The sequence below is a fragment of the Hamadaea sp. NPDC051192 genome (assembly GCF_040682475.1).
Taxonomy (GTDB): domain Bacteria; phylum Actinomycetota; class Actinomycetes; order Mycobacteriales; family Micromonosporaceae; genus Hamadaea; species Hamadaea flava.
Genome location: NZ_JBFBAZ010000094.1, coordinates 17,873 through 31,307, shown reverse-complemented (window position 1 = coordinate 31,307; position 13,435 = coordinate 17,873). Strand labels below are relative to the sequence as shown.

General features: G+C 73.3%; 4 protein-coding genes. All 4 read left to right on the top strand.

The genetic code is table 11. The annotated features are described in order from the left end of the window. The coding region (locus AB0M47_RS29895) for a polyketide synthase dehydratase domain-containing protein (RefSeq protein ID WP_363419912.1) at window positions 1-1,201 on the top strand (1,201 nt) is incomplete at its 5' end. Then, complete coding sequence (locus AB0M47_RS29890; protein WP_363419910.1) at window positions 1,198-12,267, top strand: amino acid adenylation domain-containing protein; 11,070 nt, start codon at window positions 1,198-1,200, stop codon at window positions 12,265-12,267. The genes AB0M47_RS29895 and AB0M47_RS29890, both read left to right, overlap by 4 nt. Then, on the top strand, window positions 12,264-12,491 hold the full coding sequence (locus AB0M47_RS29885; protein WP_363419908.1) for an MbtH family protein: 228 nt from the start codon (window positions 12,264-12,266) through the stop codon (window positions 12,489-12,491). Before AB0M47_RS29890 ends, AB0M47_RS29885 begins: the two co-directional genes overlap by 4 nt. Then, on the top strand, window positions 12,488-13,432 hold the full coding sequence (locus AB0M47_RS29880) for an ATP-binding cassette domain-containing protein (protein ID WP_363419906.1): 945 nt from the start codon (window positions 12,488-12,490) through the stop codon (window positions 13,430-13,432). Before AB0M47_RS29885 ends, AB0M47_RS29880 begins: the two co-directional genes overlap by 4 nt. Window positions 13,433-13,435 lie beyond the last annotated feature (3 nt).

Genomic DNA, 13,435 nt, shown 5'->3' with positions numbered 1-13,435 from the left:
GCTCCTGCCGCCGCTGGCGGACGGGCACGTGCTGGAGTTGCGGGACGTCACTTTCCTGCGGCCGGTCCGGGTCGACGGCGCGTCGATCCGCTACTCGGTACGCGTCGACGCCGACGGCGAGTTCAGCGTCCACGACGGCGGTCCGGGGGCGGCGGTCACGGGTTCGGCCCGCTGGGTTCCCGCCGTCGCCGCGGCGTTCGACGCGGGCGCGGCCGACCGGTGTCCTACCGAGGAGGCGGTGGCGCACAGTCACAGCGGCGTGGTCGAGTTCGGTCCCCGCTGGGCGGCGCTGGCCGAGCATCGGGTCGGCTCGAACGAGGAGCTGGCGTTGCTGCGCGCGCCCGAGTCGGCGCTGGCCGATCTGCGGCGGTGGACGCTGCACCCCGCACTGCTGGACGTCGCGACCGCGTACGGCCGTCATCGTGGTCAGGGCAGCTATCTGCCGCTGGGCTACGGCCGGGTCGTCGCGTACGCGCCGCTGCCCGCCGAGTTCCGCAGTCACCTGCGGCACCGTGTGGACGGCTCGGGCGGTGAGGTGATCGCCGCCGACCTGACGCTGGCCGACCTCGACGGGCGGGTGCTGGTCGAGATCGAGGACTTCGTGCTGCGGCGGGTCGACCCGGCCGCGCTCACGACGCCGCCCGCCGGAACGAACACCGGAACGGGCACTGCGACGAACGCCACGGTGGCTGCGCCCGCCACTCCCAAGAACGACGGCGCGATCTCGCCCGCCGAGGGCGCGGACGCGTTCCGCCGGGCGCTCGCGGCCGGGGCGACGCAGCTGGTCATCCATCCGCGTACCGTCGAGGACCTGCTGGAACACCAGATCGTCGTCGCCGATGAGGAGACTCCGGCGACGGCGGCGGTGGACGCGTCCGGGTCGATGACCGACCTGGAGGCGGCGATCGCGGCGGTGTGGCGGCACGTCCTCGGCGTCGAAGTGATCGACGTGGACGACGACTTCTTCGCCCTCGGCGGGAACTCGCTGGTCGCGGTCCAGCTGATCGCGCAGACCCGGACGGCGACCGGCGTACGCGTGCCGATGCGCAGCCTGTTCGACGCGCCGACCGTGGCGGGACAGGCAGCGGTCGCGGCTAAGCTCCGGTCCGCCGCGGCGGAAGCACCGACGGCGACGGCGACGGCGACGGGGCAGACTGCTGAGCCAGTGAGCAAGACGACCATCCCCCGCCTCGCGCGATGACCGAGTGGGTCTTCGCCGCTTCGCTGGACCAGGAACGGATCTGGGTCGCCGACCGGCTCAGTGACGGCCGCCCGGTCTACAACGTCCCGGCGGCGGTACGCCTGACCGGCCCGGGCGTCGACGGCGACGTGATCGAGGCGGCGCTGCGGCTGCTCGTCGAACGGCACGAGACGCTGCGTACGGCGCTGCGGGAGAACCCTGACGGCGGCGTCGACCAGGTTATCCACCGGTCGGTGCCGATCGACGTCGGCCGGGTCGACTTCAGCGGCCTGCCCCGAGCCGAGGCCGATCGCCGGGTCGGCGACCTGATCGCCGAGTACGCCGCCCGCCCCATCCCGCTGGAGCAGGCTCCACTGTGGCGGGCCGTGCTCGCGCAGGTGGCACCGGCGGACTACTGGCTGGTCTTCGTCGCGCATCACGCGATCTTCGACGCAGCGTCCTATGTGGTCTTTCGACAAGACTTGACCGCGCTCGTCGAGGCGGTCGCGGGCGGCGCGCCGCCGACGCTGCCCGACCTGCCGATCCAGTACGCCGACTACGCCGCCTGGCAACGCGGCCGCCTGGACGATCCCGCGCTCGCCGAGGATCTGGCGTACTGGCGGGCCCAGCTCGACGAGCTGCCGCCGGTGCACGCGCTGCCGACCGACCGGCCCCGGCGCCCCGGAGCGGCGGCCGACGGCGGTCAGGTCCGGCTGCCGTTGCCGCCCGAGCTGGCCGAGGCGGTACGCCGTCAGGCAGCTGAGGCCCGCACCACCCCGTTCACCGTGTACCTGGCCGGATTCGTGGCACTGCTGCGCCGGCTGACCGGCCGGGCGGACGTCGTCGTGGGCGTACCGGTGTCGGGGCGCGACCTGCCGGAGCTGGCCGGGCTGATCGGGATGTTCGTCAACACCCTGGTGCTGCGGGTGCCCGTGCCCGGCTCTCCGGCGTACGCCGAGATCCTGCGAGGGACGCGCGACGCGATGGCCGAAGCCCTCGACCATCGGCAGGTGCCGTTCCAGACACTGGTGGAGGCGTTGGCTCCGGACCGGGATCCGGGGGTGGCGCCGCTCTGCCAGCTCGCCTTCAACTACCTGCCCGAGTCGGGCAACGAGCCGGTCCACAACGGCACGGCCAAGGACGATCTAGCGATCGAGGTCTCCGCCGACGATCTGCGCCTGGTGTACCGATCGGACCTGTTCGACGAGGCGAGCGCCGCCCGCCTCGCACAGCGGTATCTGCGCCTGCTCAGCGCCGCCCTTCGCGACCCCGAGACCGGGATCGGCGAGCTGCCGCTGGAGACCGCGGACGAGCAGGCCGAACGCGTACGCCTGTCCCAGGGGCCGCCCCTGACGCCGCGCAGCATTCTTGAGGCGACCGACGCGACCGTGGTGGCCCCGGACGGCACGCTCACCGGACCGGAGCTGACCGAGCGCGCCGACCGGCTCGCGGCCCGGCTGCGGGCGTACGGGGCGGGGCCGGAGCGCGTCGTCGCCGTGTGTGTGCCGCGTTCGGCGGCGGCCGTGGTCGCATTCCTCGCCGTGCTCAAGTCCGGCGCGGCGTACCTGCCGATCGACCCGCAGCTGCCCGACGCACGCATCGACCTGCTGCTGGCCGACGCCCAGCCGGTGGTGTGGCTGTCCACAGCCGACCGGCCGGGTCTGCCGTGGGTCGACGTGAACGCGGATCACCCCGCCGCGAATCCTGCCGCAGATCCTCCGCAATGGACGGCGCATCCGGACCAACTCGCGTACGTCCTCTATACCTCGGGTTCGACGGGCACTCCGAAAGCCGCGATGGTCACACGCGACGGACTGGCCAACACGCTCACCGGGCAGGTCGGCTTGTTCGGGGTGACGGCGGAGTCGCGGGTGGCGCAGCTCGCCCCGCTGTCGTTCGACGTGTCGATCTCGGAGATGGGCACCGCATTGCTCGCCGGAGCCACCCTCGTGGTGCCGCCGGCCGACCTCGTCCCCATCGGCGAGCCGCTGGCCGCATGGCTCACCGAACACCGGGTCAGCCACGTCCAGCTGTCCCCCGCCGTCCTCGGCAGCCTGCCGACGTCTGGGTTGCCGACGGTGTCGGCGCTGGTCGTCGGCTCCGAGGCCTGCCCGCCGGAACTGGCCGAACGGTGGTCGCCCGGGCGGCGGATGCTCAACGCGTACGGGCCGACCGAGACCGCCGACACCGTCACGACCTGGCCGGTCGACCTCGACCGGATCGACGGCTCGGTCCCCATCGGCCGCCCCGTTCCACAGACCACTGTCCACGTTCTCGACGAACGGCTCCGCCCGGTGCCCGCCGGGGTCGTCGGCGAACTCTATGTCCAGGGGCCCGGCGTCGGCCGCGGCTACCTCAACCGGCCCGGCCTGACCGCCACCCGGTTCGTCCCCAGCCCGTTCGGCCCACCCGGCGACCGCATGTACCGCACCGGCGACGTCGTCCGATGGCGTGAAGGAGACCTGGAATTCCTCGGGCGTGCCGACGGTCAGGTCCAGTTGCGCGGCATCCGCGTCGAGCCCGGCGAGGTCGAGGCCGCGCTCGCCGCGCTGCCCGGCGTCGGCTCCGCGGTGGTCGTCGTCCGCGAGGATCGGCTCATCGGGTACGCCGTGGGCAGCGACCTGGATCCGTCGGCTTTGGAGCGGCAGCTGGCCGAGACCCTGCCGCGTCACCTGGTCCCGGCCGCCGTCGTGGTACTCGGCGAACTCCCGTTGACCCGCAACGGAAAGGTCGATCGCAGGGCACTGCCCGAGCCCGTCGCGCTCGACGAACCGGCGGCGGTCCGGCCGCCGGAAGACGCCCGCGTCGCGCTGCTGTGTGAACTGTTCGCCGGGGTACTTGGCCGGGAAACGGTCGGCCCCGACGACGGCTTCTTCCGCCTCGGCGGCGACAGCATCACCGCGTTGCAGCTGGTGAGCCGCGCGCGGGCGGCCGGGCTGGGACTGGCGTTGGACGCCGTCTTCCGGCACAAGACGCCGTCCGCCCTCGCCGCCGCCGCGACGGCCGCCGAAGTGGCGCCCGCAGGAGTGCCCGACGCCGGTCCGGTCCCGATGACGCCGATCGTCGCGTGGCTTCGGGACTCGGGCGGCGACATCACCGGCTACGCCCAGTCCACGGTGGTCGCCACCCCCGCTGGTCTGACCGAGGAGCGGCTGATCGCCGGGCTCCAGCAAGTGCTCGATCGGCACGGCGCGCTGCGAATGCGGCTGATCCGCAGCGGCGACGACTGGCGGCTGGAGATCCCGCCACCGGGCGCGGTGACGGCCGAACTGGGCGGCGCGATCGATCCCGAGAGCGGCCGCATGATCGCCGCCGAATGGGACGGCGCGCGGCTCCGGCTCACCGCCCACCACCTCGCCGTCGACGCCGTGTCCTGGCGAATCCTGCTGGACGATCTCGCTGCCACCGTGGCGGGCCAGTCGCTCACCCCGCCGCCGGTGGCGTACCGGAACTGGGCGACGACGCTGACCTCGGCCGCTGCGCTGGCGGAGGCCGACGGGGAGTTGGCGTACTGGCGGTCGGTCACCGACACCGTCCGGGCGGTGCTGCCCGGCGCGCTCCTCGATCCCAGCCGCGACACGTACGCGTCCGCCCGCCGCCAGGTGCTGACGGTCGACGCCGCCCGGCTGCTCGACGAGGTGCCCGCCGCCTTCCACGCCAAACCCGACGAGGTTCTCCTGGCGGCGCTCGCGTCGGCGGTCGCCGACTGGCGGCGTACGCCCGGGGCGGTGCTGGTGGACCGGGAGACACACGGGCGCGACGATCCGGCGCTCGACCTGTCCGCCACGGTCGGCTGGCTCACCTGCGTCCACCCGGTACGCCTCGACGCCGGTGACACCGGACCGGCGACAGCCGTCAAACGGATCAAGGAACAGGTGCGTTCGATGCCCGGTAGCGGCCGAGGATTCGGGCTGCTCCGCCAGCACGGCCACGTCCTGCCGGACGCCCAGATCGGCTTCAACTACCTCGGCCGGTACGCCCTGGCTGATTCCCCCGAGGATATCGGCGGTGGCGGCCCGAAGCCGTGGACGCCCGTGTCGGCGGCGGACGCGCTCGGGCTGGACGCCGGGGAACTGCCGCTGCCGCATCCGATCGAGATCGACGCGCTCGCGACCGACGGACCGCACGGCGTACGCCTGAGCATCACCCTGACGACCGCACCCGCGCTCGTCAGCACCGAAGAGGCCGGCAGGTTCGCCGACTGCCTCGAAACAGCCCTGCGCTGCCTGTCCACACTGGAGCGTGGCGGGCACACCCCGGCCGACTTCCCGCTCGTCGAACTGACCCAGGACGACGTGCACCGGCTGGAGACGGCGTACCCGGGGCTGGCCGACGTGCTGCCGCTGTCGCCGTTGCAGCACGGCCTGGCGTTCCACGCCGGCCTGAGCGACACCGGTCTGAGCGACACCGGCCTGAGCGACACCGGCCTAGGCGCAACCGGCCTCAGCACCGCCGGACCGACGGACGACGCCGAGCCGGCCAGGGACACCGAGCCGGCCAGGGACGCCGAGTCAACCAGAGACGCCGAGTCAACCAGGGACGTCGACGACGTCTACGCCGTCCAGCTCGTCGCGACCCTGCCCGGCGAGGTCGACGAGCAGCGGCTGCGGGACGCCTTCGCGAGCCTGCTGCGGCGGCACGAGAACCTGCGGGCGGCGATCGTGACCGAGGGCCTGCGGGAGCCGGTCCAGGTGATCACGGACGTGACGCAGGTTCCCTTCCGGACGGTCGCCGGGGACTCGTCGGCGGCGGCCGCGCACGATCTCGCCGAGCGGTTCGATCTCACTCGCCCGCCGTTGCTGCGCGCGACCCTCGTCCGCGTTCCTGATGGCGGGCACCGGCTCGTGCTCACCAACCACCATGTGCTGCTGGACGGCTGGTCGACCCCGATCCTGCTGCGCGAACTGATGGCGCTGTACCGAGGCGAGGAGCTGCCGCCGGCGCGGCCTTATCGGGAGTATCTGGCCTGGCTGGCGACCCAGGACGACGAAGCAGCTATGGACGCCTGGCGCGATGCGCTCGCGGATCTCGCCGGTCCGCTGCACATCGCCCCGGACGAGCAGGCGCGGCGGCGTACGCCCCGGCCCGCGACGCTCACGACGACGTTGTCCGAGGCGAGCACGGCAGCCCTCACGGAACGGCTGCGCGACCTCGGCGTCACGCTCAACACGGCGGTTCAGGCGGCCTGGGCGGCCGCGGTCGGCGGGCTCGCCGGACGGGACGACGTGGTCTTCGGCACCACGGTCGCCGGGCGCCCGCCCGAGCTGCCCGGGGTCGAGGACATGGTCGGGCTGTTCATCAACACGCTGCCGACCCGGGTACGCCTGCGCCCGGCCGAGCCGCTCGGCGAACTGCTGCGGCGGATCCAGTCCGAGCAGGCGGCGCTACTGCCCCACCAGTACGCAGGCCTGGCCGACGTGCAGCGTACGGCTGGGCACGGCGACCTGTTCGACACCGCGATCGTCATCGAGAACTACCCGGACATCGACGTCCTCCGAACCGGCCCGGCTGCCGCGACGGGGGTGGCGGTCGACGGGATCACCGACGTCACGCACTACACGTTGGATCTGACCGTCGTGCCCGGGCGTCGGCTGCATCTGCGTCTGGCGTACCGCTTGGATCTGCTGGACCGCGACGTGGCGGTGGCGACCGCGGACCGGTTCGAGCGCTTCCTGGCGATGATCGCCGCGGACCCGGGGCAGCCGGTCGCGCGGTTCGAGCCGGAGCCGGACCGTGCGGCGGTCCTGGCGGCCGGGCGTGGCCCCGACCTGGCCGTGGAGCAGGCTTCGCTGGCGCAGGTGGTGGCGCGACATGCCGCCCGAACGCCGGACCGGATCGCGGTGATCGCGGGCGGGACGCGCGTGACCTATGCGGAACTGGTCGCGGCCGCTCGCGCGGGGGCCACTGCGCTGCGTGAACGAGGCGCAGGACCGGGCACATCGGTGGGGCTGGCGTTGCCACGCGGCGCGGAGCTGGCCGTCGCGGCGCTGGCGATCGCGCAGACCGGCGCGGCCTGCCTGCCCATCGACGTCGAGTATCCGCCCGAGCGGATCGCGTTCATGCTGGCCGACGCGCAGCCGGTCACCATTGTGGACACGCCGCTCCCCCGCGCAGGTGAGCCCGGTGCCGATGAGCCCGGTGCCGATCACGAGCCGCATCCGGGCGAGACTGCGTTCCTGCTCTACACCTCCGGCTCCACCGGTACGTCGAAAGCGGTCGTCGTCGCCCATGCCGGACTGTCCAACATGGCAGCGGTCCAAGTCGGACGGTTCGCGGTGACCGCCGACGCCCGGGTCTCGCAGTTGGCGGCGTTCGGGTTCGACGCGGCGATCTCGGAGCTGTGCACCGCCTGGTACGCCGGGGCGGCGCTGGTCCTGCCGGAGCCGGGCGAGGTCCTGGTGGGCGAGGCGCTGGCCGAGTGGCTGACCGTGCACGAAGTCACCCACGCGCAGCTGACCCCGACGGTGCTCGGGTCGGTCCCGGCCGGCCGCGGACTGCCGACGGTGACCACCTTGGTCGTCGGCGGCGAGGCGTGCCCGCAGGAGCTGGTGGATCGGTGGGCGCCGGGCCGGTTGATGGTCAACACCTACGGGCCGACCGAGGCGGGCGACAGCGTCAGCCTGTGGGACTGCGTACCGGGGCGGCCGGTGGCGCTGATCGGCGACGCGATCCCGAACACCACGGTGTTCCTGCTGGACAACGCGTTACGACCGGTGCCGGACGGGGTGGTCGGCGAGGTGTACGTCGCCGGGGACAGCCTCGCGTCCGGTTATCTGCGCCGGGCCGGGCTGACCGCGTCGCGATTCGTCGCCTGCCCGTTCGGGCCGCCCGGCGGGCGCATGTACCGGACCGGCGACCTGGCTCGGCGTACGCCGGCCGGAATGGAGTTCGCCGGGCGCGCCGACGGCCAGGTCAAGCTGGGCGGCGTACGCGTCGAGCTGGGTGAGGTGGAGGCGGCGCTCGCGGCGCAGCCGGGCGTGCTGGCCGCCGTCGCGACGGTGATCGCGGATCGGCTGATCGGCTTCGTCACCGGGTCCGATCTGGACGGAGGCCCGCTGCGAACCGCCGTGGCACGGCAGCTGCCCCGCGCGATGATCCCCGCCGCCGTAGTGGTGCTCGACGCATTTCCCTTGTCCCCCAACGGAAAGCTCGACCATCGTGCGTTGGCACAGTCGGCCCCGGCGACCGCCGCGGCGTCAGGACGAGCTGCCCGCAACCCACGTGAAGAGTTGCTGGCCCGGTTCATCGCCGAGGTGCTAGACCGGCCCGGTACCGGTCCGGACGACCACTTCTTCCTGCTCGGGGGCGACTCGCTCGCGGCGGCGCGCTTGGTCGCCCGCGCCCGATCGGCTTTCCCCGGCATCACCGTCCGCGACGTCTTCGACCATCCGACCGCAGCGGACCTCGACCGGGCACTGGCCGGACGCGGCGCCGCACCGGTCCGCCCGCCGATCATGCCCGCCCCACGCGCCTCCAGCGTCCCCTTGTCATACGCGCAACGCCGGTTCTGGTTCCTCGACGAGCTGGACGGACCGGTCGGCGCGGCGAAGCTGACCCTGCCGATGCGGCTGACCGCCGACGAGGCAGCCGTGCTGGCCGAGGCGCTCGGCGACGTCGTGGCGCGGCACGAGATCCTGCGGACCGTGTACGCACCGGCCGACGGCGTGCCGTCGCAGCGGATTCTGCCGTCTTGGCAGCCGCCGGTCGCCCGGGTCTCGGCGACCGAGCCGCTGGCCCTGGTGCTCCCGGCGTTGGCGGCCGAGCCGATGGATCTGGCCGCGCCCCCACTACGTGCCCATCTGGTCGACACCGCGGACGGCGCGGTCGTGCTACTCGTCGTCCACCACATCGCGGCCGACGGCTGGTCGATGGACGTGCTGGAAGCCGACCTGCGTACGGCGCTGGCCGCCCGGGTCGCCGGGCACCGGCCGACATGGACTCCCCTGCCCGTCCAGTACGCCGACTACACGCACTGGCAGCTCTCGGCCTCGCCCGGCTCGCTGGCGTACTGGCAGACGGCGTTGGCCGGGCTGCCGCCGGAGATCGCCCTGCCGGGTGACCGTCCCCGGCCGGCTCAGCCGTCGGCGGCGGGCGGGACCGCGACCGGATCGGTAGACGCGGGTCTGCACGGGCGGCTGCTCGACGCGGCCCGGGCGACCGGCACGACGCTGTTCATGGTGCTCCAGGCGGGGCTGGCTTCGCTGCTGTCGCGGCTCGGCGGCGGCGCGGACATCCCGCTCGGCACCCCGGTCGCCGGGCGTACGGACGCCGCCCTGGACCAGCTCGTCGGCTGTTTCGTCAACTTCCTCGTGCTGCGGACCGACCTCAGCGGCGACCCGAGCCTGCGGGTGCTGCTCGATCGCGTACGCACCGCCGACGTGGCCGCCTTCGACCACGCGGAGACGCCGTTCGAGGCGGTCGTCGAGGCGGTCAACCCACCGCGCGGTGCGGCCCGGCATCCGCTGTTCCAGGTGGTGATCTCCACGCTGACCCGCGTCGGCGACGGCGTGGGCGACCTGCCGCCGGTGGACCCGGGAACGGCCCAATTCGACCTGTTCCTCGAATGCGTCGAGCATCGCCGGAGCGACGGGTCGGCGGCCGGGATCACCTGCCATCTCGGGTACGCCACCGACCTGTTCGACCCGGCGACGGCCGATCTGTTGCTGGCGCGGCTGATCCGGTTGCTGGACGGCGCGGTGGCGGACCTGGACCGGCCGCTGGGCAGGTTGCCGCTGGCGACGCCGGGCACGCCCGTGTCTGCGCTGACCGGACCGGTCGTGACCGTGCCGGCGGGGTCCATCGTGGACTGGTTCCGCGAGTGCGCCGCCCGTACCCCGGCCGCTCCCGCGATCGTCACCGCCAACGAGACCTGGAGTTACGACCGGCTGCTGGATCGGGTCGGCGCGGTGACCGGTGAGCTGCGGGCCGCCGGAGCCGGCCCAGGTCGCCTGATCGCCGTCGACCAAGCCCGTACGCCGGAGTTGATCGCGACGCTGCTGGCCGTCCTGGCGACGGGGGCGGCGTACGTGCCGATCGATCCGAGTCATCCCGAGGGGCGGCGACGGCACATCCTCGACGACTCGGGCGCCGCCTTCTCGTTCGCCGAAGCGGCTCCCACGCACCGCCCGGAGTTCCGGCCCGACGAGGCGGCGTACGCGATCTACACGTCCGCCTCGACCGGGCCGGCCAAGGGCGTACTGGTGCCGCACGGCGCGCTGGCGAACCTGGTCGCGGCGATGGCCGACCGGCTCGGTCTGGCTCCCGGCGAGCGCCTGCTGGCGGTCAGCTCGGCCGCGTTCGACATGTCGGTGCCGGAGTTGTTCGCCCCGCTGGTCCGGGGTGCGACGGTCGTGCTGAGCGGCGACCGGGATCCGGTGGCGGTCGCGGCGCTGGCCGAGGCCGCCGCGGTAACCGTGGTCCACGCGACTCCGGCGTTGTGGTCCGCGCTCCTCGACGTGGCACCCGGGCTGTGCCGGCGCGTACGCCGGTTCGCCGGAGCCGAGGCGCTGCCCGCCGGGCTGGCCGACCGGCTCGCCCCGATCACGAACCTCTACGGTCCGACCGAGACGACCGTGTGGTCCACCTCGGACGAGGTCACCGGCGGCGAGGCGAACCCACCGATCGGCACACCGCTGCCGAACACCCAGGCGTACGTGCTCGACTCGGCGTTGCAGCCGGTGCCGGTGGGCGTCGCCGGCGAGCTGTACCTGGCCGGAGCCGGGTTGGCGCGCGGCTATCTGGGGAAGCCGGGCCTGACCGCCGTACGCTTCGTCGCCTGCCCGTTCGGCCCGCCCGGACAACGCATGTACCGGACCGGCGATCTGGCGCGGCTGCGTCCGGACGGGCGGCTGGAGTACCTCGGCCGGGCCGACGAGCAGCTGAAACTGCGCGGCTATCGGATCGAGCCCGGCGAGGTCGAATACGCGCTGACCGCGCTGCCGGGGGTGACGCGGGCGGTCGTGATCGTCCGCGACGAGCACCTGATCGCGTACGCCACCGGGCGTGATCTCGACGGAGCCGAGCTGCGCCAGTCGCTGACGCGCACGCTGCCGGGTTACCTCGTTCCGTCGGCCGTCGTGGTGCTGGACGAGCTGCCGTTGACCCCGAACGGCAAGGTCGACCGGCGGGCGCTGCCGTCGCCGCCGTCGCAGCGCGTCGAGACGCAGCCTCGCTCGGCCGCCCAAGCGGCGTTGTGCGCGTTGTTCGCCGAAGTTCTCGGGGTGGACCGGGTCGGGCCGGACGATGACTTCTTCGCCCTCGGCGGGCATTCACTGCTGGCGGCCCGGCTCACCGCGCGGGCGCGGACGGCGTTGGGCCGGGAGGTGTCGCTGCGGGATCTGCTGGACCGGCCGACGCCGGCCGGGCTCGCCGATCCACATCGCAACGAAAACAGCAGCAGCGACGGCGGCGGTGGCGATGGCGGCGACTACGACGTGCTGCTCCCCCTGCGGACGACCGGCGATCGGGCTCCCCTGTTCTGTCTGCCGCCGGTGCTCGGCCTGGGCTGGAGTTTCGCCGGGCTGCTGACGCACCTCGAACCCGACCGGCCGGTGTACGCCCTCCAGTCGCCCGGCCTGTCCGGCGACCGGCAGCCCGCGGCGAGCCTCGACGACCTGGTCACCACGTACGCCGAGGTCATCCGGCAGGTCGCCCCGGACGGGCCGGTGCACCTGCTCGGCTGGTCGTTCGGCGGGCTCGTGGCGCACGCGGTCGCCGCCCGGCGGCAGCAGGACGGGGCCGAGCCGGGGATCGTCGCGCTGCTCGACGCGTACCCGCCGGTGCCGGGTGAGCCGATGCCGCCCGCGCCCGACGCCGCCTGGAGCGACGTGGTGGCGAACAACCTCCGGCTCGCCGGAACATGCACCGACCTGCCCGTACGCAAGGGCGACACGATCCTGTTCACCGCCGGGCACGACCATCCGTCCGGCGCGCCGGTCGACGCGTGGGCCGGTCGTCTCGACGGCGACCTGCGCGTGCACCCGGTCGACTGCGACCACGACGGCATGACGTCGCCTTCGGCACTGGCCGTCATCGGCCCGCTCATCACCACCGCACTGTCCGGATCAGACCCCGGAGGACTACCGTGACCAATCCGTTCGACGACCCCGAGGGCACGTTCCTGGTGCTCGTGAACGACGAAGGCCAGCACTCGCTGTGGCCCGCGTTCGCCGACGTGCCCGCCGGGTGGACCACCGTGCTGCCCGCCTCGCCGCGCGACGCCGCCCTCGCGTACGTGGAGAAGCACTGGACGGACCTGCGCCCCCGCTCACTCGCGGCGCACTTGGACACCACCTTGGACGGTGCGCGATGATCGAGGCCACCGGTCTGCGCAAGAGCTTCCGCTCCGGCGGTGACGTCGTCGAGGCGGTCCAGGGCCTCGACCTGAAGGTGGCCGGCGGCGAGATCTTCGGTCTGCTCGGGCCGAACGGCGCGGGCAAGACCACGACGCTGCGCATGCTGACGACGCTGACCAAACCCGACGGTGGACAAGCGACTGTCGCGGGCGCGGACCTGATCGCCCGTCCGCGAGAGGTGCGACGCCGGATCGGCTTCGTCGCGCAGGGCCAGTGGACCTGGAGCACGCTGACCGCCCGCGAAGAGCTCATCATGCAGGCCCGCCTCTACGGCCTGCGGAAGTCCGAGGCCGCGGCGCGCGCCGCGCAGGCCATCGCCGACTTCGGCATGACCGCGTTCGCCGACCGGATCTGCCGCACCTACTCGGGCGGGCAACGCCGCCGGGTCGACATCGCCCTCGGCATCGTCCACTCGCCACAGGTGCTCTTCCTCGACGAGCCCACCAGTGGACTCGACCCGCAGAGCCGCGCGCATCTGTGGGACGAGGTCCGCCGCCTGCGCGATGCCGGGACCACCATCGTGCTCACCACGCACTATCTGGAGGAGGCCGACGCGCTGTGCGACCGGGTCGCGATCGTCGACCACGGCCGCGTGGTCGACCTCGGCTCGCCCCGCGCGCTCAAGGACGGCATCTCCGGCGACGTGGTCACCCTGGGCGTCTCCGACCCCACGTCCGCGCTGGACCTGCTCTCCGCAGACGAAGGGGTACGCACAGCGGAGATCCACGGCGACGTCATCCGGCTCGTGGTCGGACAGGGCGCGCAGACCGCGCCCCTGCTGCTGAAGCGGCTGTACGACGCCGGCGTCACGCTGACCAGCATCGAGGTGCACCAGCCGAGCCTCGACGACGTCTTCCTCGCCCGCACCGGGCGTTCCCTGCGCGACCGCGCCGAATAGACG

Excerpts from the sequence above, each read along its gene's own strand:
- AB0M47_RS29890 (WP_363419910.1), top strand. The coding sequence starts at position 1,198 with ATGACCGAGTGGGTCTTCGCCGCTTCGCTGGACCAGGAACGGATCTGG.
- AB0M47_RS29880 (WP_363419906.1), top strand. The coding sequence starts at position 12,488 with ATGATCGAGGCCACCGGTCTGCGCAAGAGCTTCCGCTCCGGCGGTGAC.